The organism is Endozoicomonas sp. 2B-B, from assembly GCF_053470045.1.
The window spans coordinates 1215516-1237468 of sequence record NZ_JBLZMU010000001.1 but is presented as its reverse complement, the minus strand read 5'-3'; the positions used below and the strand labels follow the sequence as shown (position 1 = coordinate 1237468).

Below are 21953 nucleotides of genomic sequence, written 5' to 3'. Positions count from 1 at the left end.
AGTTGTTAAGATTAGAAAGGGGAATGTGAGGCAGACCTTACATTGTGAAAATATCTTCTTTTATCTTTGTAAACGACGAAAGTTGTGCACAAAGAAAGCCCTGATCCCGATATCTCTTGGAAAAACCCGGCAAAAAAGTTACGCTGCCTAAACCATTATCGATAGAGCTAATATCAAACCAATGGAACCACTGCGCAAGGCAGTCATCATCTCATTTCTCAGGCAAGCTTATGGTGACTTGTCACAAGGTATACTGCTCTTTGGGAGCCATGCCAACGGCACAGCCAATAAAGAAAGTGACATAGACTTGGGTATTTTGATAGATGGTATGGCTGACCCGGTTGAACTATGGGAAAACGCCCAGACACTAGCCAGCCAGGTGAATACCAATATTGACCTGATAGATTTACGCGCAGCAACCACTGTACTACAGCATGAAGTGATCAATACAGGAATCTGGCTGTGGCAGCAAGATACCCTAACCTGTGACTTATTCGAACTCCAGGTTATGTCGTTGTACCAGCAACTACAATACGATAGACGGGAAATTCTGGACGACTTACAAAGAAGGCTGCGTAATGAATGACATTATTCTTAACAAATACTCAATCATTCAGCGTTGTATTGCGCGTATTAATGAAGAATACAAAGGTCATGAGTCTGAACTGGCCACAAATTACACTCAGCAGGATTCTATAATTCTGAATATTCAGAGAGCGTGCCAGGCTGCCCAGGATATGGCGAACTACGTTATCAAACTGAAAAAATTGGGAATCCCCCAGAATGCCAGAGATTCTTTCCAGCTACTAAACGATCATGGACTGGTATCAGCCCCACTCACAGTCAGTATGATAAAAATGGTGGGGTTCAAGAATATAGCGGTCCATGAGTACCAAAAATTGAACATAGCTATTCTCAAATCTGTTATAGAAAACCATGTTGATGAAATTAACGGGTTCGCAGAAGAAGTTATGCGCAGTTTTAATAATGATGGACAATGAAAGACCTGAACACGGTTTTTTTGTCGTCAAAAATCAAGACTGATCCCGGTTTTTCTTACCATCAGTCTGAGTAACCTGCTAGGATCAAAGCTCATTCGTCTGAATCTGAAAACCATGCCAGACCAACAAAAAGACATCCGCTGGATACAACGTTTTGAAAATTACCAGGCCGCATTGGAAGCACTAAAAGAGGCAGTAACACTCTCGGAACAACGACCATTATCCAGGCTGGAGCAACAGGGCGTGATACAGGGGTTTGAGTTTACTCACGAACTGGCGTGGAAAACACTGAAAGATTTTCTGGGTTATCGGGGCATTCAGGATGTTATTGGCTCTAGAGATGCGGTGAGGGTTGCTTTTCGAGAAGGCATTATCATCAATGGCGAACTCTGGATGGAAATGCTTAAAAGCAGGAACCTCACCTCCCATACCTACCGGGAAGAAGTCGCCAATGAAATAGCAGTAAAAATACTGAAACAGTACTTTGATGCCTTTTGTGAACTGAGAAAAGCACTCTTGAGCTGGCAGGAAAATGATAAACCATGACAGATCGTTTTGGCTTGAAAGAAGAGACTATCTCGGAAATTCAACAGGTGCTTGCCAATTTTCCACAAGTCGGGAAAGCGATTATCTATGGCTCAAGGGCAAAAGGCACTTTTAAAACCGGGTCAGACATCGACTTAACATTAGTAGCCGACAAAAAAAAGCAGCTGGATTTAACGGTTCAATATCAGATTGAAGAAGCACTTGAAGAATTGCTGCTTCCCTATCAGTTTGACCTATCCATACTTGAAACCATTGAAAATCCAAACCTGCTGAACCACATCAAGCAGGTTGGGCAGGTGTTTTATGCAAGATGAAAGGTCTGTCCCCGGTTTTCCTTTCCCGTTTTTGTAACTTGAACACGTATCCAAATGGTGACAAGTCCAGCCAGTCCAGAGACATTGAAAAAGCAAAAGCCCTTTTAAAAAATCTGGAGGCATGACATGAGCAGGAAGCTAAAGACCTTTGATGCATCAGAGTATCTTGACGACAGTGAAACGATTGCAGAGTACCTGAATGCTGTCATTGAAACGGGTGACCAAGCTTTGCTCTTATCGGCTATTGGTGATATAGCCAAGGCAACAGGGATGCAGAAGATAGCCAATGACTCAGGCCTTGGTTGGGAAAGTCTATACAAAGCCCTGGCACCAGGTGCGAAACCAAGGTTTGAAACAGTGTTCAAAATTCTTCAGGCTCTGGAAGTGAGTTTGAAAATCAGCCCTCAGCATTAGTGTTATTCTGGCATCGGACAATACAAAGTATAAAAGTATAATAAGGGTGTTGGGTTACATTGTGAACGATGAAAGACCTGACCCCGGTTTCCCTGGACAGGCACTTTCATGATTTTGCCGTGCCTTCCGCCCGACGCGCCTACGACGAGTGAGTTAGCCCGGCGTTATGTGCTTAAACCAGCTTAAAAGTCCGAAAATTAGCAATAAAAGCATTCACAACCCACCTCTAACTTGCATTTTTGGTATAGATTACCTTAAATTAGCGTTATAGAGGCATATATGGTGCTTATAAGGTATGATATTACGTTTTGGCTGTGAAAACTTCAGATCTATAGGTGAATATCAAGAGGTGTTATTTACGTCTTCATCAAAAAAAGATGAGGATACATACCTATTTTCTCCTACAGGTGTTAGAGAGAAAGTTCTACCAATAATCTCTTTGTACGGAGCCAATGGCTCAGGAAAAACAAATTTATTACTTGGGTTGAGATTCTGTGTGACAGGCATAATTCTTAGCGCAAATAGAGATTTTGAATATGCAAATATACAAAATTTTAGATTAGATAGTGAGTTCAACGAGAATCCTACATCATTTGATATCGACTTCATTTTTAATGAAACTCATTACCACTATGGGTTCTCAGTAAAGGATCATACAGTTGTAACTGAATGGCTTTATTCATTTTCTTATGGCTCAAGAATGTCAAGAAGTGTACTTTTTTATAGGGACATTACAGATGGAGAACCAGAATTTTACTTTGGTAAGGGCTTGAAAGGAAAAAACAAGTCAATTTCAGAAATAACAGGTGACTCTAGTCTTTTTCTATCAGTTGCAGCAAAAGCAAAACATGAACTACTAGGAGGCATAAGCCAGTATTTCAAGGAAAATTACAACTTCCGTTTTAAATCTGAATTTTCAGAGAGCAGTATTGGTAAAAAAATTAATAAATATGGATTAGAACATGAAATTTCTAACTTTCTTTCTTTAATTGATGTAGGAGCTTCAAGGCTAGAAGTAACTAAATCAGAAATAGATGATGAGCAAAGAAAATTCAGAGACTCATTTCAAACTGCATTACTAAACTCTTTTTCAGATAAAGATGTTAATTTTCAATTTCCATCTGACGATCATGAATTTCTGATAAATATTCACCGAAGAAATAGCGATGACAAAGAACTATTATTCCAGTTTCAGGAAGAAAGCTTAGGCACCAGAGCTTTAGTATCTTTGCTAGCATCAGTATTTTGGATTTTGAAGCACGGTGGCGTGTTCGTAGTAGATGAACTTGAATCAAGCTTACATACACTTTTGTCTCTTAAAGTTGTTGAACTATTTAACAACCAAGAAACAAATCCAAACTGTGCACAGCTTGTTTTCACTACGCACGAAACACAATTACTAAACTTTCATGGAGTTAGGCGTGACGAAGTTTGGTTAACAGAAAAGTGTAGAGATGGAAGTACTAAAGTTGCCCCTCTTTCAGAATATTCCATTAGCAAGCGGTCAAACTTAAGAAATGGATATTTAGATGGTCGGTTTGGAGCAGTTCCGTTTCTAGGACTAATTGATAACTTTAACCTTTTTGAGACTGAAAATGCCTCCAAAGAAGTTTAGGGCTCACCGAAGCATCAAAAGAAAGGCAAGCAAAAAAAAACAGCCAAAATTAAAGATTTATGCATATTGTGAGGGTAAGAATACAGAGCCTCAATATTTGAAGCAGTTTAGTGCTATGCATAGTAATGGCCTTGTATCTGTTGAAACTGTTGGGGCAGCAGGAGTTCCAAAAACTATAGTTGATAAGGCTTCTGAGAAAAAATGCGAGTTAGCAAAAGCTGCAAAGAAAAGCGGCGATCCTCTTGATAAACAGTATGAAGTTTGGGCTGTTTTTGATAGAGATGAGCATCCAAACATATCGCAAGCCTTTGACAAAGCTCATGCCAACAGCGTGAATATTGGATACTCAAATCCGTGTTTTGAATTATGGCCATATCTCCATTTTGTGGATCATTCAGCCCCTATCCATAGAAAAGCTTTACAAGCAAAGTTGAAAAGCCACATAACTGGTTATGATGTGAAGGGTAGTAAAGTAATAGACCCAAGACAAATTGATGATAAGTATAAGGTAGCGAAACAAAGAGCAGAGAATTTGAAAGCAGTTCATGAGAAAGTTGGCTCACCAATGGAGTCTCCTTATACAGATGTCTACATCTTACTCGAGCGAATAAAACAAAACGGGAAGGCCTAACTCGACAACGCATGCAAATCGGATAAGGACTCAGGCAAGAATCATGAACCCCTCTGAAATTACTAACCTGTAACTTATATTTGTTTTCTTTTTAATACGTCCATGGTCTTATACCTGCACATCAGGATAAGACCTCAGCATGAATGCTCACGATTTGATTTCACAGCTCTCTATTATCAGTAACCTCGCCAAGCTTGGTAAGTTGACAAAAGCTAAAAAACATCCTTTTGCATCACGGGAGAAGTCCCGTGGATGCTGTTATCAGGTGCCGTGGTTATTTTTGGAGGTGGTTTACAATGATAGCTAGAGTGTCTTCAATCTTGTCAAAACGTTCACGATTTTCTTGCTGGTTAGCGTAAATCTTGTCAAAACGCTCAAGATTTTCTTGCTGGTTAGCTTCAATCTTGTCAAAACGTTCACGATTTTCTTGCAGGTTAGCGTCAATCTTGTCAAAACGTTCACGATTTTCTTGCTGGTTAGCGTCAATCTTTTCATCAAGTGACTCAATAGCTATTTCCTGCCGTGCGCTGTGCAGGTACAGCTTCCTAATATCGTCCTGTGAGTTTTTTACACTGACCTCTATGCGACTGATGGCATTAAAGAAATCGTCTGTGTCTTTATCGTGGTTCATTCGTACACCCTGTGATTATTTCTTGTGCGTTGAGCATAGCAGACAATAAAAGATGGCACAGAGACACCTAACCTTTTTCTGACCATCTGTGCTGTCACTGCCAGGGCAGAAAGCCAGATGTATTTTGTCAGTGATATCTTCGTTAAGTTTTTGAATGGATGCAAAAGCGACATATCCTCAGTTCTGCCGACAGCTGGCGGAAAATGCGTGAAATTCGCAATGCATTTTCTCACGACTACCCGGTAGCTGAATCGCAGTGGGCTGAAGCGCTTAACATGGCATGGGCTGTGGCTCCCGAACTGATTGAAATCACCGAACAGATCGAAGAATATCTACTCAGGCTCGACAATATAAAGTTAGGTGGTGACCATTGAGAATCAGTCCGTAACAGGAAGACGACATCATCGAGTTAGTCAGGAAAGAGATCAGCCAGCAGGCCCGGGTCTGGCTCTTCGGCTCCAGGGTCAGAGATGACGCACGGGGTGGCGATATTGACTTGCTGATTGAAGTCGATGGTTTAAGCAACCCGGTCGAAAAGAAAATCCACTTACGCCTGGCACTGGAAGACCGATGGGGTGAACAAAAAGTGGATATTCTGGTTCACGACACCCTGCACTCTGAACAGCCCATTCACCGAATTGCCAAGCTGGAAGGTGTTCGGTTGGTTTGATGTAGGTGGTTTTAGGTATTTTACGGTCAAAACAATACGAAAACCTTCAAAGCGCGACTGAAGAGAAAACAAAAGAAAGCTGCTATGAGTACACGCTATCTGGCTGAAGTCCTTGCTGGGCGGTCACTTTCATGACTCTACGGTGAGAGAGCCCCTATTTATTTGGGATCAGATACCAGAATCAATCAAAGAAAAAATTAGAGAACGGTATGCAGTCATTCAAAGTGGGCATGTCTGAGCAAAGCACACAGTTAATGATGCAGATCGAAAGACCTGACCCCAGTTTTTTTTGTCGTCAAGAATCAAGACTGATCCCGGTTTTTCTTACCATCACTCTGAGTAACCTGCTAGGATCAAAAGCTCATTCGTCTGAATCTGAAAACCATGCCAGACCAACAAAAAGACATCCGCTGGTTACAGCGTTTTGAAAATTACCAGGCCGCATTGGAAGCACTGAAAGAGGCCGTAACACTCTCGGAACAACGACCATTATCCAGACTGGAGCAACAGGGCTTGATACAGGGGTTTGAGTTTACTCACGAACTGGCGTGGAAAACACTGAAAGATTTTCTGGGTTATCGGGGCATTCAGGATGTTACTGGCTCTAGAGATGCGGTGAGGGTTGCTTTTCGAGAAGGCATTATCATCAATGGCGAACTCTGGATGGAAATGCTTAAAAGCAGGAACCTCACCTCCCATACCTACCGGGAAGAAGTCGCCAATGAAATAGCAGTAAAAATACTGAAACAGTACTTTGATGCCTTTTGTGAACTGAGAAAAGCACTCTTGAGCTGGCAGGAAAATGATAAAGCATGATAGATCGTTTTGGCTTGAAAGAAGAGACTATCTCGGAAATTCAACAGGTGTTCTCCACTTTTCCACAAGTCGGGAAAGCGATTATCTATGGCTCAAGGGCAAAAGGCACTTTTAAAACCGGGTCAGACATCGACTTAACATTAGTAGCCTACAAAAAAAAGCAGCTGGATTTAACGGTTCAATATCAGATTGAAGAAGCACTTGAAGAATTGATGCTCCCCTATCAGTTTGACCTATCTATACTTGAAACCATTGAAAATCCAAACCTGCTGAACCACATCATGCAGGTTGGGCAGGTGTTTTATGCACGATGAAAGGTCTGTCCCCGGTTTTCTTCTTGCTTTTTCATAAACGACAAAGGTTATTCATAAAGAAAAACCTGGCCCCGATTCTTCTAATAGACTTTGCAGCAGCTATGGAGATTCACCAACAGATTTGCGTACTATCCGGCTGACGGTTGTATAGTGCAGGCCAACATAACCAGCAATTTCAGTAAGGCTATAGCCACCCGATTGATAAGCAGAAATAATACCCTCATCACGATGGTTGGCTGTTGCCAGAAAGTGGCTCAGTGGCGGCGCTGTTTTCCGCCTCTGCTTGTGGGGCACTTCAGAAAGAACGGCCTTCCCTTTAGGTTTATAGGCCAGCTGCTTATTGATGAAATTATCGTCGCCCAGGTAGATCTGTTGTTTAAGATGTTCCCAGATATTAACCCCAACGCCCTCGGCAACAAATCGGGCAAAACCGAGAATGGCTTCGTCACGAACATTGGCAAAGTAGCGCAGCGTGGCATCCGTCGCCAGCCAGGATGGAGAATCGAAAAGGCCAGTGGTATAGCAATAACTACTCCACGGCCACTCATCTGGCGACTTGACCATTTTGGCTCTAACCGGGTTTAACACAACGTACCGGCTCAGCTCCATAAGATACGCATCTTTGTCTACCAGAATCGATTGATAGCGTCCTTGAAAAAGATGACCAACTCTTCCGTACTTCCGGTTAATTCTAACCGTATAGACACCGTTAAGCTGGCGCATACCTTTAGAGAGATTGGCATCCGGTGTTTCCACCACCAGATGGTAATGATTGGTCATCAGGCAAAAAGAGTGGATAACCCAGTTAAACCGCTCACAAACCTCCGACAGCGTATTGAGGAATAGCTGAAAATCAGCATCGTTGCGGTAAATTGGTTTACGCTCATTGCCACGGGACGTTACGTGCATCAACGCACCAGCATACTCAAGCCGTAGAGGTCTGCTCATTTGCAATCACTTCATTTTTATTGATGGAACTGGAAAAGTAGACCAATAAAACAAAAATGCACAATGAAAGACCTGACCCCGGCTTTTTTGACCCCGGCTTTTTGACCCCGGCTTTTTGGTGTTCAAGCTGACCAGAATATGCATAAGGCAAATGATATCTTAGTAAAAGTCGTTCGGGCTAATCGCCGGTTAAGTTGCAAAAAGAACAACGCACTACACTAGATAATGTTTTGAGCCGGAGCTGGATTAAATAGAGCATTTTGTTTATAGACGACAGCGAAAATGCACAATGAAAGACCTGACCCCAGTTTTCATAGTAAGTGATACCTTTGATGAGTTCGTTAATATTTCTTTTGATTGGAAAGGAATGAAAACACTCGGGATTATTTTCTCTGCCAGAATCGAAGATAAAGTATTCAATGCTGATGATATCAGTGTGCGTTATTATATCTCCTCTGCGGAGTCAACAGCAGAAGAATTTTCACATGCTGCAAGAGAGAATTGGGCGATCGAAAATAAGCTCCATTGGAAAATGGATGTTGCAATGCGAGAAGATGATTGTCGAATCAGAAGGGGCAATGCTGCTGAAATGCTCACAGGTTTTCGACACATGGCAGTGAATATGTTGAATAATACCAAAACCTTTAAAGTAGGCTTGAAGCATAAACAGAAAAAGGCAGCCATGAGTACACAATACCTGTCTGAAGACCATGCTGGGTGTGAGGTTTCATGATTTTTCCCTAACCTCCCAGTTTCATAAGAACTACCACTCGGTTTGATATCACAAGAAACTAGAAAAGACCACGGTGTTTCTTTTAAAGTTTTTTTAACGCATGGCGAAGGAAAGACCAAACCCCGAGCTTTATCTCAACTTTATTGCCATATCAAGAGAAAAAAACGTTTTTTGAGTTTCGTCTATTTAGGAGAATTAGGTGCTTATATCTATTTGTTTATGTACATACAAAAGGCAGCATTTGATTAATACATTGAGAAGTATTAATGAGCTTGAATTACCAAGAGATTTAAAAGTCGAAATTATAATTGTTGATAATGATGAAAACAAAATGGCTAAGCCAATTGTTGAAAAATTTGAAAAAGAAACAGAAAAAAAAGTAATTTATTTAAATGAACCTGAAAAAAATATTTCAATAGCAAGGAATGCATATTTAGAACAAGCTTCTGGGGTTTATATTGCTAGCATTGATGATGATGAGTTGGCAGATAAAAAGTGGCTAATTTCACTAATTAATACAGCTGAGAATTACCATGCTGATATCGTTTTTGGAAAAGTAGTGTCTTTATATCCTGAAAACACTTCACCATGGCTTATTGAAGGGGGGTTTTTTAAAAGAAAGGAATATGCAACAGGTCATAAAATAACAAGTGGCGGTGCAGGTTGCACGCTAATTAAGAGAGTTGTATTGAAAAACGGGAAGTATAAATTTGATAAATCATATGGTTTAACAGGTGGAGAGGATGCCGAACTATTTAATCGCTTGTACATAAATGGAGCCAACTTAGTATACTGCCGAGAAGCTATTGTTTATGAAAAAATAGAAAGCGAACGTTTAAATTTAAATTATCTTATAAAAAGAGCTTTTAGGATTGGACAAACATTTAGTAGTTACAGATTTATCAAATTTAGTACTTTGCAAAAAACAAATTACATTGCGAAAGAACTTATAAAATTATTTGTATTCAGCACAATGTGTTTATTAACCATGCCATTGGGTAAAGTGAGTTGGTCTAAATATCTAGTAAAGGCTTCAGATTGTTATGGGAAGCTTAGCTTTCTTTTCACAAAGAAAGCATTACAATTATATAAGTAAAATTAGTATGTTAAGCAGATTGGTTAACAAATTATTAGATTTTAATGAAGCTTATGGATTTGTCATAATCACATTATGGTGTTTTTCGTTGCTTACACCAGATCTAACACAAAAAAAACTCTTAATGGCCATAGATTTTGCTGATTTTAATGAGACGATCTCTGGTGGGAGTAAGCTAAAACAGGTATTCTGGCTCTTGTTCTTTGGTTTATACATTTTTTCTTTTTTTAGAGAATTGGTCAGAAAAACACTTTCCAAGAGCTATGCACAAACACTTCTATTTTTCTTTTCAGTAATCTTGATGTTATCTTTTTCTTATTTATGGTCTAAGGAGCCAGCATTTACTCTAAAAAGACTGCTATTTCAAGTAATTTTCACATTTACAGTCGCTAGTTCTGCATATTATTCAATAAAAAATAATAATTTTTTTACATCAATATATATATTAATGTTTGCCTCTCTATTTGTTGGCATTTTGTCAATAATTATGGGTGTTGGTATGAATGGTATAGCATTTAGTGGTTGGGCTGTAACAAAAAATACATTGGGCGCATATTTGTTGGTAATTTTTTTATTATACAAACTTGCAAAAAATATTGATAGTTTGAACAAACCGAAAAGATATGAAAAAAATATACTGTTATTCTTATTTATATTTTTATTATGGTCAATGAGTAAAACATCTATAGCGCTCTTGCTCTCGTTTTATTTTCTTCAAAGTTTTAAAAATAACCTACAAAAAATTTTTACGATTTCAATTATCATCATAATATCTTTGATATTTTTCGTTATACCGATGGTGTATTACATACATGGTGATGTTTGGTATATTGCACAATATATCGACGCTAGTGCATTTACTGGCAGAGGCATATTATGGGATAATCTTTATTATGATCTTTTTTCTTATCAAAAACTAATTAATGGTTATGGTTACGGAGCTTATTTTGCAACAGGCAATCCACCATTCATCCTAGATGATCAATATAGTTTTACTCGATTCATAAGCTCAGCGCACAATAGCTACATAGAACTTGCTCTCCAGATAGGTGCTGCACTTTCATTGATGATTTTAGGTTTTATAATTTTAACCTTAAAATATATCAACTCATCTTTAATAAGCACTATTATATTTGTCGTTTTTGTTCACGGTTTATTCGAGTCATCTTTATTGAAAGATCAGCATGTAATGTGGTTTTGTTTTGTTACTACAATTACTTCTGGCTTTATGATTAAAAATGGAATTCTTAAAAATGAAAGTAGCTATCATTCATGACTGGTTGGTTGTTAACGGTGGAGCTGAGAAAGTTCTTCAAGAATTAATTGAAATCTATCCAGCTGCAGACATTTACACGTTAGTTGACTATCTACCTGTTGCTAGTAGGCAGTGGCTTAACAATAAAATAGTTACCACTTCATTTATTCAGAAACTGCCATTTTCAAAAAAAAAATACCGTAGTTACCTTCCGTTATTCCCTATTGCAATTGAGCAGTTTGACCTATCTGGCTATGACTTGGTAATTTCATCCAGCTATGCCGTGGCAAAAGGTGTTATAACCGGACCAAATCAAGTTCATATCAGCTACTGCCATTCACCTGCCAGGTATGCATGGGATCTCCAAAGCCAGTACCTTAAAGAAAGTGGTATGGAGTCAGGCTTAAAGTCAATGGTTGCTCGGTACTTTCTTCACAAGTTTCGTATTTGGGATGTGAGATCATCCTTTGGTGTGGATCATTTTGTAGCCAACTCAGAATTTGTTAAGGAACGCATAACTAAATGCTACCGCAGGCAAGCTGATGTAATATACCCCCCTGTGGATATTGATAGATTTAAGCTGAAAGAGAGTAAACAAAACTATTATCTGACTGCTTCAAGGCTCGTACCGTATAAACGGGTAGATTTAGTTGTTGAAGCATTTACCAAGCTTCCAGAACTGCGACTAAAGGTGATTGGTGCTGGGCCTGAGTTTGATAAAATCAAGAAAATTAAGGGTAGTGCTAGCAATATTGAATTACTGGGTTATCAATCGGATGAAAGCCTCGTGGAGCATATGCGTTCGGCAAAAGCATTTGTATTTGCTGCAGAGGAAGATTTTGGAATTATTCCTGTAGAGGCTCAGGCTTGTGGTACTCCAGTAATTGCATTGGGTAAAGGGGGTTGTTTGGAAACAGTCATTGATGGTGAAACTGGAGTGCATTTTAATGATCAAAGTTTAGGCAGCCTCATTGCTGCTATTAATAAGAGTGAAGAAATTCTACCAACACTTTCTTCAATAAAAATCAGGGATAATGCTCAGAGATTTTCCAGAGAAAATTTTAGAGGAACCTTTACCAATACTGTTGAAAAACTATTGGAGTAATAATTTGAAAATATTACATATACATCAGGACTACCCTGACGGGCGGCCATATCCTTCTACGAAAGCAGTTTATAACCTTCTTCATGAGTTAAAGAAAGTTGATACTTCAACTTTACAGTATGTTTTATCAATAAACCGCACATCAAATCCTTTCAAGATATCTTTCAAAAAGTTCGAGGATGGTTATTCACTTGTTTACTGGGCTTTGCCTGTTAAATTCATTTATAAACCATTGATTTATTTTTGGACAGTTGTTGTTTATTTTATCTTAAGAAATCTACAGTTTGATTTAATACATGGTCATAAGCTAACCACTGAAGGTTTGTTTACCTATTTCCTTGCAAAGAAAACAAAATCACCTTATTTTATATCCGTTAGAGGAAGTTCTGATATAAGAAATATTAAAAGACTAAGTGATTGTAGATCAACATTTTCTAATATCCTCAATGGTGCTCAGTGTATATTTTGGGTTAGCCCTTGGGCGAAAAAAAAAATCACTATGTATCTAAATACTAAAAATTTTGATAACGTAAATTTCCCAAATATATGCAGAATTGAAAATATTAACTCACATTTAAATAGCCAACGATGCAATTACCTGTTTATATTGAGCTATCACCAATACATTCGCAAAGGTTTATTATCAACGTTATGTGCCATTTCTAAATTAAAAAAGAATGGCTGCGAAATCATACTTGAAGTTATTGGAGATGGTGATTCAAAAATCAAGAGTATTATTTCAGATAAAATTGTAGAACTTGGAATACAGGATAATGTCCGACTATTAGGTCAGTTACCACATAATATAGTTCTTGAAAAATTACACAAGAGCAAAGGTATGTTGCTACCTGCATTAAATGAGACATTTGGAATGTCATATATAGAATCATTAGCTAATGGTGCACCAATTCTTTATATGGCAAATACTGGGATTGATGGTTTTTTTTCAATCGAAAAAATTGGCGTGAAGGTGAATAGCCAAAATATTGATGAACTAAGTGATGCAATAATTTTTCTTGAAAAGAATAATGAAGAACTCTGTTCAGAGATAAATAAAAATATTAAAAGAGGTTTTCTCGATAAATTTACTGGAAACTCTATTGTAAAGTTATATTTATCGAAGATTGAAAAATTCAGATTATGATAAAAGTTGGCATTTACTACCTTTTTCTTTTTAAGCTCCCAAGGTCACAGTTTATAAAAACCTTCTCAAATATAAGGGTGTGGTACTTTAAAAATATTCTAAAAATTATGAAAAAAGGGGGTAATCCATCTTTAGTGAGTACAAACGTTTACATTGCAGATGGAAAACACATAAAGTTCGGCACAGGGTGCCGGATTAATGAGAATGTCTACATTGAAAAAGCAACGATAGGAAATGATGTTCTTATAGCTCCTAATGTGGCTATCTTAAGCCGAATGCATGAGTATTCATTAACAAACATACCTATCTCATTACAAGGTTATAAAGAAGAGAAATTAGTAAACATTGGTGATGATGTATGGCTTGGTCGTAATGTGATTGTCTTACCTGGTGTAACTATTGGAGATGGTGCAATTATCGGAGCAGGAGCAGTTGTAACGAAAGATATACCGCCCTACGCAATAGTTGCTGGCACGCCTGCCAAATTAATCAAATTTAGGAAGTGAGCAAAAATGCAAGATATTAGGAAAAAAATACTTGTAGTAGCATCTGCTGGTGGGCACTTAACACAAGCAATGTGTTCTACAACAAAATGTGAAAATATTGTACTGGTTTCCAATAAAGTGAATATAAAAAACACAAGAATAAGAAAAATTTATAGGATATGGGATACTCAATACAATCCATTTATTCATTTTGTCAATATTTTTTTTGCTGCCTTTGTCATATTCAGAGAAAGACCATATGCAGTATTTAGCACAGGTGGGCCAATCGTATTACCGTTTGCTTTAATCTGTAAATTTATCAAATTAAAATTTATTTATCTCGATACTCTATCACGTGTTGTTGAACTTTCTAACACTGGAAAGCTTATCAAGAAATATCACCTATATTCTAGATTTTTTACCCAATGGGAAAATACTGCAAGTGTAAATAATGTTGAATATATGGGAAAGTGCTTTGATATTCTTGGTTTAAATCGATTGACGAATAAACAGGTTAAAGGTAGTTCAAGCTTACCATTAATACTCGTAACTTTAGGAACAAATGATTATCCGTTTGATCGTTTGATAAAATTGGTTCAAGATTCAAGTTACTACAAGGACTCCAGAGTACGCTGGTTGATACAATACGGCTGTACAAAGGTAATTACTGAACCAGAAAATGGACTTGTTGTTTCTACATTGACTCGAGAAGAGCTAGAGCAATATGTCAAAGAAGCTAGCTTGATTATTAGCCATTGTGGTATTGGCAGTATTCATATGTTTTTAACATACCAGAAACATGTCATATTTGTACCAAGGGTGAGAAAATTTTCTGAGTTTTCAGACGATCACCAGCTGCAGATAGCCAAAGAAATCAACAAAGGTAAATTTAAAGTTGTTTTTCCAGAAGATCATCTACCTGAACTCAATTTCAGCAATCTAATTTCAGAAAATACATCAACAAAACCCATAGATATTACAAATATTGAATTTTCAGAAAAAATTAAAAACTTATTAATGGCGTAGATAATGAAACTGACAACAGAGATAAATCGCGCTGTTCGTAACAGCTTGATGGGGAAGTATTTACTATATGTATTCCAAATATTATCTCTTGCTATTTTATCCCGTTTATTTACACCAGAAATGTTTGGAGTAATTGCCACTTTCCAGGTATTTATTCTATTTTTTCAAATGTTAGCTAATTCAAGTTTAACTTCTTCGATTGTTTATCATGATGTACTTACGAAAGAACAAAGAGATGGAATATTTACTTTTACACTTTCAGTAGGAATTTTATTCTCACTGTTTTTTTTCTTGTTAACACCCTTTATATCTAGCTGGCTAAACCTGAATGAATACAACTTTCTTTCATTCGTTCTAGCTTTTAATGTGTTCTTTTCTGCACTATCCATGTTACCTATAGCATCACTTCAAAAAGACATTAAATTTGGTAGTATTGCTTGGTGTGAGATTGGGGCAGAAATAACTTCTTTAGCTGTTTGTGCTCTATTTTATTTTTGGAACTACGGAGTTGAAGCACTAGCGTTAAAATTAGTGATAGTACCAATTGCTCGGTTCATTGGTTATTACTATTTATGTGCAGAAACATCTATTGGCAGGCCGACTTTTGGAAAAAAAATAACTGCAATAACCTTACTTTATTCTATGGCCAAATACCAAATGGCATTTAACATACTTAATTTCTTTTCAAGAAATTTAGACACCCTCTTAATATCAAAATACTTTGGTGTAACTGTAACGGGTGTTTATGAGAAATCATATCAAATTATGCGCTATCCTCTTCAGCTTTTTACATTTGCTATTACACCTGCTCTTCATCCCGTCTTCACTAAGCACAAAGATAAACCAAAGTTGGTTGAAATAGAATATTATAAAATAATAACTAAGCTGGTATTTTTTGGTTTTTTTGCATCGACAGTACTGTTTTGGTGTTCAGAGGAGGCAGTGTTTATTCTATTCGGGCCTCAATGGAACGAAACTGCAAATATTCTAAAGGTTCTTTCAGTAACAGTAACACTTCAAGTAGTATTAAGCAGCACAGGTGGAGTTTTCCAAGCCTTTGGTGCAACAAGGGAAATGTTCAAGTGTGGTCTTTTTTCATCTGTTGTTAATGTAGCTGCTATCGTTACTGGGATTTTATACGGTGATGTAATTATCCTCTGTATTCTTTTGTCTGGCTCATTTTTAATAAGTTATTTTCAGTGTTTTTATATCCTTCACAAGAATGTATTTAATTCAACTAAATATATGCATTTTTTTATGCTGAGTTTTGTTGTTTTGATGCCATATATTAACTTATTTTTCTACGATTCTAGTAAAAAAAATTTTACAGATTACAAAGTAGCAATTTTTGATATTTCACTATTTTCCTTATTTGTTGCAACTTGTTTGATACTTTTTTTCATTCTAACAAAAAAACATATCACAACTTATTTTAAAACAGCTTAATTACTAACCCATACAAATTCATTTTCTATGTACCTCATACCCGTAATCATGTCCGGCGGCTCCGGCAGCCGCCTCTGGCCCCAGTCCCGCTCTCTATACCCAAAGCAGTTCCTGCCACTGGTAAACGAACAAACCATGTTGCAGAACACACTTTCCCGGCTTGATGGGTTGGATTCGGTATCTGATCCGTTAGTGATTGCCAATGAAGAACACCGCTACCTGGTTGCAGAACAAGTCCGCCAGATGGGACGGTGACTTCAGCCATTATTCTTGAACCTGTCGGTAAAAACACGGCACCTGCCGTAGCTCTGGCAGCCCTGAAAGCTCAATCCCTGTCTGAAGAGAAAGACCCATTACTGCTGGTATTGGCTGCGGACCATGTGATTCAGAATGTTCAGGCTTTTCATCAGGCGATTGAAGCTGCATTACCTGCGGCAAGCGATGGTAAGCTGGTGACCTTTGGTATCGTACCTACCCATCCGGAAACCGGGTATGGCTATATTAAGGCCAGTAAAACGTTAACCGGGAATAGTGAACAGGTTTCTCCGGTAGACAATTTTGTGGAAAAGCCAGATTTGGAAACGGCTCAGGGCTATCTTGCTTCCGGTGACTATTATTCCCATTGGTGTCGTGCATCGACTGGAAAACCCCGGCAAGTTTGACCTTGAGTTGATTGAGGTGCAGAGCGGGGGGTATTTGGGGGAGGATGATATTGTGCGGTTTGAGGATACGTACGGTAGGGTGTGATGAGTCGTGGGTGAATGCCGCCACCCGCTGCCCGCCTCACGTTAATCACAAGCGTTTTGTTCTTTTGGTAAGCGGGCACAGGGCAGCGTTTCTTGGCATTAACTATTCCCTCATAACCCAAAGCTAATGGTATAGACTGTATCTGCGGTGTTGAATGCAAAATAATTCACTCAACAGGAATACCGCGATGCCAGTGATATCAAGTTTTTTTGGGATTTATATCAGGATGTACCACGCCGATCATGCGCCACCGCATATTCATGCCGAGTATCAGGGGCATGAGGCGCTTGTAGAAATATCCACAGGCTATATTCTGGAAGGTCGCCTACCCAAAAAAGCTGCAAAGCTTGTTGGTGACTGGTGTTTGTTGCATCAGGCTGAGTTGAAAGACAATTGGCAAAGGGCAATGGATCTCCAACCACTTGGGCGTATAGCAGGAGCTGATAATGATTAAAATTGTTCAGGCTGTTTATCAGACAAGGCTGGAAATAAAGCTTCGCTTTTCTGATGGCAGCTTTGGTGTTATGGATTTTAGTGAAATGTTGTCACATAAAACCAGCCTTACCCGGGCTTTAGAGGATGGCGTTTTTTTTCAGCGCTTCTTTATCGAGCTGGGTGCTCTTTGCTGGCCTAATGGCCTGGAGTTCAGTGCGGGCAGCCTTTATAAAAGGCTGGAAGAATCCGGTAAACTGGTTAAGCCAGCTGCATAGGAGCCTGACCGAGAATAGCGCCCGTAGCGAGGACGACAGAAAATTGAGGATGAAAATTCGGTTTTGTGAGGAGAATAGCGAGCTATTTGACGAACAAAAGCGGATTTTCAGACCAATTTGCTGTCGCCGCAGTAGGGCAGTCTATTCTCCCCGCTGTGTCAGGATAGTTGTCCCGCTCACTGATTAACCAATAAAAGCTAGACAGTGGGCGATGGACGTTGAATATGCCTCGTTTTTCAGAGGAACGTAAATCAGCTGTTTTGAAAAAACTGTTACCACCACACAATCGCTCTGTGCCGGATGTTGCCAGAGAGGAAGGTATCAGCGAACAAACCCTGTATAATTGGCGTAAAAAACTACGGGACAAAGGATTACCTGTGCCAGGGAACGAACAAAAATCAGAACAATGGTCTGCTGAAAGCAAGTTTGCCGTGGTCGTCGAAACCGCTGCTTTGTCAGAAACAGAGTTAAGTGAATACTGCCGTAAAAAAGGGCTTTATCCTCAACAAGTCAAGGAGTGGAAGCACGCTTGTATTTCAGGTGCTGTTCAGGCTTCTCAGCGTGCAGACCAGGAAAGCAAGCAATTAAAACAAGAGCGTAAGCGCAATCAGAGCCTTGAAAAAGAGCTTCGCCGTAAAGACAAGGCGTTGGCAGAAGCTGCAGCCCTGCTGGTGCTATCAAAAAAGCTCGATGCCTTCTACGGGATAGACAGCGAGGACAACTGACACCTGTCGATAAGCGCCGCCAACTGCTGACATGGTTTGATGAGGCTATAGCAAACGGCGCTTCTCGCTGGAAGGCTGCTGAACAATTGGAAATATCCCTGAAAACACTGAATCGCTGGCGCGATGACAATGGTGCAGTGTTAACGGACAAACGCCCGGATGCCTTGCGCCCGGTACCCTCTAACAAACTGACTGAGGAAGAGGAGCAACGTATTCTGACTATCAGTAATGAAGATGAGTATGCGAGCCTGCCACCATCGCAGATCGTGCCAGCCCTTGCAGACAAGGGAGTATACGTTGCTTCTGAATCTAGCTTTTACCGTGTGTTGAAAAAGTATGGTCAGTTGCACCACCGCGGTCGTTCAAGAAAGCGATCGAAAAGCAACAAGCCGACAACCTATGTTGCTACTGGCCCTAACCAGGTCTGGTGTTGGGACATCAGTTACATACCTTCCAGGGTACGCGGCCAGTTCTGGTACCTCTACCTGATACTGGACGTTTACAGTCGTAAGATTGTTGGTTGGGAGATTCATAGCCGTGAGTCTGGTGAGTTAGCCAGTGAACTGATTAACCGGACAATGGTGGCTGAAAAATGCACTAAAACACCGCTTGTACTGCACTCAGACAATGGGGCTCCAATGACGTCGAGTACCTTTAAGGCCAAGCTTGAGGAATTGGGCATTATTCCCTCTCATAGTCGCCCAAGGGTGAGTAACGATAACGCATTTGCAGAATCGATCTTTAAAACGGTGAAGTACTGTCCTCAGTGGCCATCTCAAGGTTTTCTGACGTTAGAACACAGTCGACAGTGGATGCTGAAGTTTGAGCGCTTTTATAACAATGAACACCGCCATAGCTCAATCCGCTTTGTGACACCTGCGCAACGGCATGAGAAAAGAGATCAGGAAATCCTGAATCACCGGAAACAGGTGTATACCAAAGCGCGAGAAGCTAATCCAACGCGCTGGTCAGGAGTTATCAGAAACTGGGAGCCTGTAGGTGCGGTTGCACTGAATCCTGAGCGGTTGTCTGAAGCAAGAATTAACGAGAAAAAGGCAGCCTAAAATTCAGTTTTCGGGACAACTATCTTGAAAAACTCCGTCTCGGTCAGGCTCCTAGGAATTGTCCTCTAAATAAGTTGCCTATGGGGCAAATAAGCTTTCAAATTTGCGTAGCTCCAAGACAACGTTGGTATCAAGCAGGTACATCATGAAAAATCTGCCGGTTTCAGAAAGTTGTCTTTTAAAGGCTCTGCTACCAGATCAACATCCTTCGCTTCGGGCATAGCCAGCAGTTCAAGAATACTGGCAGCCTTGCGGGTGATCTCTTTATAGTGATCAATATTGAGCAGGACGTGAGTAACGGTCCCTAACTCCCTATTGCGCTGAAGATTTGAGTCTTAATCCTGTGTTGGCGATCGTCGCCTTGTCTTAAGGCTGAAATCTCCATGCTTATCACAAGTGTATTAAGACACCAAAGATTATTTTTTAAAAAGACTGCACCTTAAAAATTATGAATTTAATACCTATAATCATGTCCGGCGGCTCCGGCAGCCGCCTCTGGCCCCAGTCCCGTTCTTTATACCCAAAGCAGTTTCTGCCGCTGGTTAATGAACAGACCATGCTGCAAAACACATTGAGCCGGTTGGATGGGCTAAACTCTGTTTCCGCTCCAATGGTGATTGCCAATGAAGAGCACCGCTTCCTGGTAGCAGAGCAGTTTCGCCAGATGAATCGCAAAGCCTCTGCAATTATTCTGGAGCCAGTGGGGCGGAATACTGCACCTGCTGTTGCCTTGGCTGCTTTAAAAGCCAAGACCCTCTCCGAAGATGAAGAGCCGCTGTTATTGGTATTGGCTGCGGATCATGTGATTAATGATGTCAATGCTTTTCATCAGGCTGTTGAGGCTGCTTTGCCTGCGGCTCTTGATGGCAAGCTGGTCACTTTCGGGATTGTGCCTGGTCATCCGGAAACAGGGTACGGTTATATAAAAGCCTTGAACGACAGTGGGACAAAGGCACAAGGTTTTTCTTCTGATGAGCAAAAAGAAACCTTTGAGCCTTCGAGCCTTTCTGCTGTAAAAATAATGCCTGTGGAGCAGTTTGTAGAGAAACCAGATCTGGAAACGGCACAGGGTTATCTGGCTACAGGTGACTATTACTGGAACTCCGGCATGTTCCTGTTCAAAGCCTCGCGCTATCTGGAGGAATTGAACAAGTTCCGTCCGGATATTCTGGAAGCCTGCCAGAAAGCCATGGAAGTACAAACTGCTGATCTGGACTTCGTCCGTTTGGATGAATTGGCCTTTAAAGCCTGCCCGGAGGAGTCCATAGATTACGCCGTGATGGAAAAAACCACCGATGCAGTGGTGGTTCCCTTGGATGCAGGCTGGTCTGATGTTGGCTCCTGGTCATCGCTGGCAGATATTTCTGAAAAAGATGAGTTTGGAAACTCCACCCTGGGTGATGTTCTGCTCCATGATACCCGTAACACTTACGTGCGCAGTGAGAAAAAACTGATTGCCACCTTGGGCGTCGATGATCTGGTGATCACCGAAAGCGACGACGCCATTCTGGTGGCCCATAAGAACCGGGTGCAGGATGTTAAAAAGATTGTTGAACGGCTAAAGGCAGCTAACCGGTCTGAAGCTAAATTGCACCGTAAGGTTTATCGCCCCTGGGGTGCCTACGACTCGATTGATATGGGCGACCGCTTCCAGGTTAAGCGCATTACTGTTAAGCCGGGTGCGCAGCTTTCTTTACAGATGCACCATCACCGGGCCGAACACTGGATTGTTGTCAAAGGCACAGCGCTGGTCACCAATGGCGATCAGGAAATACTGCTGACTGAAAACCAATCGACTTATATTCCTATTGGTGTCGTGCATCGACTGGAAAACCCCGGCAAGTTTGACCTTGAGTTGATTGAGGTGCAAAGCGGCGGGTATCTGGGTGAGGATGATATTGTCCGGTTTGAGGATACGTACGGTAGGGCTTGATTGACGCCGCCCGCTGCCCGAAAAAACACAGCTCTTATCTTTTATGGGGAGCGGGAGGCGAGCGGCGTTCCTTAACTATTCATTCCCTGTGAAGAAGCCGGTATCTGGTCATTCATTGTGCATAACCAGCAAATCTGCTACATGCTGTATGCCTACACCAAAAACCGACAAAAAGACTTAACAAGTGCCGAGAAAAAGTTACTGTCAGAACTAGCGAGGGAGTTTTGCAATGAGTGACCATAAATTTAACTTTGATGAATTGGTGGAGAGCGTCAGGGAAGCGATCGACATTAACAAAGGCATTAAGAAACCTTCACGGTCGTTCAAATATGAAGAGATTGACGTCTTTGCTATCAGGAAGGCAACGCACCTTTCACAGGAGAAGTTTGCCGCCCTCATTGGTGTGAGCATCAAGACAGTGCAGAGTTGGGAACAAAAGGTGAGAAAACCGCTCGGGCCAGCCAGATCGCTACTTATTATGTTTCGCAACAATCCTGCCCAGGCAATGGCTTTGCTTCATCAATGAGAACGTGAGATAGACCTGTTAAAGAAGAATTCTCGAAAAAGAAAAAAGATTTTATGCA

28 protein-coding genes and 1 pseudogene are annotated in these 21953 nt (G+C 40.2%); 27 read left to right on the top strand and 2 right to left on the bottom strand.

What is annotated here, in order from left to right; genetic code table 11:
- Nucleotides 1-181: 181 nt before the first annotated feature.
- The 7 genes from mntA to ACOMHB_RS05185 all read left to right on the top strand — a co-directional run bounded on the left by mntA (nucleotide 182) and on the right by ACOMHB_RS05185 (nucleotide 4521).
- Complete coding sequence (gene mntA, locus ACOMHB_RS05215) at nucleotides 182-586, top strand: type VII toxin-antitoxin system MntA family adenylyltransferase antitoxin (RefSeq protein ID WP_448215753.1); 405 nt, start codon at nucleotides 182-184, stop codon at nucleotides 584-586.
- Nucleotides 579-1001 carry a type VII toxin-antitoxin system HepT family RNase toxin gene (gene hepT / locus ACOMHB_RS05210; protein ID WP_448215752.1) on the top strand — a complete coding sequence of 141 codons (423 nt, stop codon included), beginning with the start codon at nucleotides 579-581 and terminating at the stop codon, nucleotides 999-1001. The genes mntA and hepT overlap by 8 nt, the downstream gene beginning before the upstream one ends.
- Before the next feature lie 114 nt (nucleotides 1002-1115).
- Entirely contained in the window at nucleotides 1116-1547 is a 432-nt protein-coding gene (locus ACOMHB_RS05205; protein ID WP_448215751.1) for a nucleotidyltransferase substrate binding protein, read from the top strand.
- Nucleotides 1544-1861 (top strand): nucleotidyltransferase domain-containing protein, encoded by a 318-nt coding sequence (locus ACOMHB_RS05200; protein WP_448215750.1) that lies wholly within the window; start codon nucleotides 1544-1546, stop codon nucleotides 1859-1861. The genes ACOMHB_RS05205 and ACOMHB_RS05200 overlap by 4 nt, the downstream gene beginning before the upstream one ends.
- Before the next feature lie 126 nt (nucleotides 1862-1987).
- Nucleotides 1988-2275, top strand: coding sequence for an addiction module antidote protein (locus ACOMHB_RS05195; RefSeq protein ID WP_448215749.1), 288 nt, complete (start codon nucleotides 1988-1990; stop codon nucleotides 2273-2275).
- A 295-nt stretch (nucleotides 2276-2570) separates the two neighbouring features.
- Entirely contained in the window at nucleotides 2571-3890 is a 1320-nt protein-coding gene (locus ACOMHB_RS05190) for an AAA family ATPase (protein WP_448215748.1), read from the top strand.
- Nucleotides 3871-4521: an RloB family protein gene (locus ACOMHB_RS05185; protein ID WP_448215747.1), complete on the top strand. Its 651-nt coding sequence runs from the start codon at nucleotides 3871-3873 to the stop codon at nucleotides 4519-4521. Before ACOMHB_RS05190 ends, ACOMHB_RS05185 begins: the two co-directional genes overlap by 20 nt.
- A gap of 274 nt (nucleotides 4522-4795) precedes the next feature.
- On the opposite strand, the gene ACOMHB_RS05180 is transcribed toward ACOMHB_RS05185, so the two are convergent.
- A complete protein-coding gene (locus tag ACOMHB_RS05180) occupies nucleotides 4796-5152 on the bottom strand; it encodes a hypothetical protein (protein ID WP_448215746.1) in 357 nt (118 codons plus the stop codon).
- A gap of 203 nt (nucleotides 5153-5355) precedes the next feature.
- Here ACOMHB_RS05180 and ACOMHB_RS05175 point away from each other — a divergent pair, with 203 nt between their 5' ends.
- The 4 genes from ACOMHB_RS05175 to ACOMHB_RS05160 all read left to right on the top strand — a co-directional run bounded on the left by ACOMHB_RS05175 (nucleotide 5356) and on the right by ACOMHB_RS05160 (nucleotide 6952).
- A complete protein-coding gene (locus tag ACOMHB_RS05175; protein ID WP_448215745.1) occupies nucleotides 5356-5526 on the top strand; it encodes a hypothetical protein in 171 nt (56 codons plus the stop codon).
- 26 nt (nucleotides 5527-5552) lie between these two features.
- Nucleotides 5553-5822, top strand: a complete 270-nt coding sequence (locus ACOMHB_RS05170) for a nucleotidyltransferase domain-containing protein (protein ID WP_448218606.1) — start codon at nucleotides 5553-5555, stop codon at nucleotides 5820-5822.
- Nucleotides 5823-6206: 384 nt separating this feature from the next.
- On the top strand, nucleotides 6207-6638 hold the full coding sequence (locus ACOMHB_RS05165) for a nucleotidyltransferase substrate binding protein (protein ID WP_448215744.1): 432 nt from the start codon (nucleotides 6207-6209) through the stop codon (nucleotides 6636-6638).
- Nucleotides 6635-6952: a nucleotidyltransferase domain-containing protein gene (locus tag ACOMHB_RS05160; protein ID WP_448215743.1), complete on the top strand. Its 318-nt coding sequence runs from the start codon at nucleotides 6635-6637 to the stop codon at nucleotides 6950-6952. Before ACOMHB_RS05165 ends, ACOMHB_RS05160 begins: the two co-directional genes overlap by 4 nt.
- Before the next feature lie 99 nt (nucleotides 6953-7051).
- Here ACOMHB_RS05160 and ACOMHB_RS05155 read toward each other — a convergent pair whose 3' ends face one another.
- Nucleotides 7052-7900, bottom strand: a complete 849-nt coding sequence (locus ACOMHB_RS05155; protein ID WP_448215742.1) for a transposase — start codon at nucleotides 7898-7900, stop codon at nucleotides 7052-7054.
- 289 nt (nucleotides 7901-8189) lie between these two features.
- Here ACOMHB_RS05155 and ACOMHB_RS05150 point away from each other — a divergent pair, with 289 nt between their 5' ends.
- The 16 genes and pseudogenes from ACOMHB_RS05150 (at nucleotide 8190) to nadS (ending at nucleotide 21895) form a co-directional block, all read left to right on the top strand.
- On the top strand, nucleotides 8190-8633 hold the full coding sequence (locus ACOMHB_RS05150; RefSeq protein ID WP_448215741.1) for an ISAs1 family transposase: 444 nt from the start codon (nucleotides 8190-8192) through the stop codon (nucleotides 8631-8633).
- A 199-nt stretch (nucleotides 8634-8832) separates the two neighbouring features.
- Nucleotides 8833-9729 carry a glycosyltransferase family 2 protein gene (locus ACOMHB_RS05145; protein WP_448215740.1) on the top strand — a complete coding sequence of 299 codons (897 nt, stop codon included), beginning with the start codon at nucleotides 8833-8835 and terminating at the stop codon, nucleotides 9727-9729.
- A gap of 88 nt (nucleotides 9730-9817) precedes the next feature.
- Complete coding sequence (locus ACOMHB_RS05140; protein WP_448215739.1) at nucleotides 9818-11005, top strand: O-antigen ligase family protein; 1188 nt, start codon at nucleotides 9818-9820, stop codon at nucleotides 11003-11005.
- Complete coding sequence (locus tag ACOMHB_RS05135) at nucleotides 10983-12089, top strand: glycosyltransferase family 4 protein (protein ID WP_448215738.1); 1107 nt, start codon at nucleotides 10983-10985, stop codon at nucleotides 12087-12089. Before ACOMHB_RS05140 ends, ACOMHB_RS05135 begins: the two co-directional genes overlap by 23 nt.
- A gap of 4 nt (nucleotides 12090-12093) precedes the next feature.
- Nucleotides 12094-13233: a glycosyltransferase family 4 protein gene (locus ACOMHB_RS05130; RefSeq protein ID WP_448215737.1), complete on the top strand. Its 1140-nt coding sequence runs from the start codon at nucleotides 12094-12096 to the stop codon at nucleotides 13231-13233.
- Nucleotides 13234-13577: 344 nt separating this feature from the next.
- A pseudogene (locus tag ACOMHB_RS05125) lies at nucleotides 13578-13733 on the top strand (DapH/DapD/GlmU-related protein); the annotation flags it as partial.
- Nucleotides 13734-13745: 12 nt separating this feature from the next.
- Nucleotides 13746-14744, top strand: coding sequence for a glycosyltransferase (locus ACOMHB_RS05120; protein WP_448215736.1), 999 nt, complete (start codon nucleotides 13746-13748; stop codon nucleotides 14742-14744).
- A gap of 3 nt (nucleotides 14745-14747) precedes the next feature.
- Nucleotides 14748-16190 carry a lipopolysaccharide biosynthesis protein gene (locus ACOMHB_RS05115; RefSeq protein ID WP_448215735.1) on the top strand — a complete coding sequence of 481 codons (1443 nt, stop codon included), beginning with the start codon at nucleotides 14748-14750 and terminating at the stop codon, nucleotides 16188-16190.
- Between the two features lie 27 nt (nucleotides 16191-16217).
- Complete coding sequence (locus tag ACOMHB_RS05110; RefSeq protein WP_448215734.1) at nucleotides 16218-16445, top strand: sugar phosphate nucleotidyltransferase; 228 nt, start codon at nucleotides 16218-16220, stop codon at nucleotides 16443-16445.
- The gene (locus tag ACOMHB_RS05105) at nucleotides 16442-16852 is read left to right on the top strand and encodes a sugar phosphate nucleotidyltransferase (RefSeq protein WP_448215733.1); all 411 of its coding nucleotides are present in this window, start codon (nucleotides 16442-16444) and stop codon (nucleotides 16850-16852) included. The genes ACOMHB_RS05110 and ACOMHB_RS05105 overlap by 4 nt, the downstream gene beginning before the upstream one ends.
- Nucleotides 16797-16937, top strand: coding sequence for a cupin domain-containing protein (locus tag ACOMHB_RS05100; RefSeq protein WP_422136909.1), 141 nt, complete (start codon nucleotides 16797-16799; stop codon nucleotides 16935-16937). The genes ACOMHB_RS05105 and ACOMHB_RS05100 overlap by 56 nt, the downstream gene beginning before the upstream one ends.
- A 154-nt stretch (nucleotides 16938-17091) precedes the next feature.
- Nucleotides 17092-17391: a DUF4160 domain-containing protein gene (locus tag ACOMHB_RS05095; protein WP_448215732.1), complete on the top strand. Its 300-nt coding sequence runs from the start codon at nucleotides 17092-17094 to the stop codon at nucleotides 17389-17391.
- Complete coding sequence (locus ACOMHB_RS05090) at nucleotides 17384-17647, top strand: DUF2442 domain-containing protein (RefSeq protein WP_448215731.1); 264 nt, start codon at nucleotides 17384-17386, stop codon at nucleotides 17645-17647. The genes ACOMHB_RS05095 and ACOMHB_RS05090 overlap by 8 nt, the downstream gene beginning before the upstream one ends.
- 224 nt (nucleotides 17648-17871) lie before the next feature.
- Nucleotides 17872-19436, top strand: a protein-coding gene (locus ACOMHB_RS05085; protein WP_448215008.1) for an IS3 family transposase whose coding sequence is annotated in 2 segments (ribosomal slippage) — nucleotides 17872-18325 and nucleotides 18325-19436 — 1566 coding nt in all. Because the reading frame shifts where the segments join, the coding sequence is not laid out codon by codon here.
- Between the two features lie 448 nt (nucleotides 19437-19884).
- Nucleotides 19885-21369 (top strand): mannose-1-phosphate guanylyltransferase/mannose-6-phosphate isomerase, encoded by a 1485-nt coding sequence (locus ACOMHB_RS05080; RefSeq protein WP_448215730.1) that lies wholly within the window; start codon nucleotides 19885-19887, stop codon nucleotides 21367-21369.
- A 229-nt stretch (nucleotides 21370-21598) separates the two neighbouring features.
- A complete protein-coding gene (nadS, locus tag ACOMHB_RS05075) occupies nucleotides 21599-21895 on the top strand; it encodes a NadS family protein (protein ID WP_448215729.1) in 297 nt (98 codons plus the stop codon).
- Nucleotides 21896-21953: the final 58 nt, after the last annotated feature.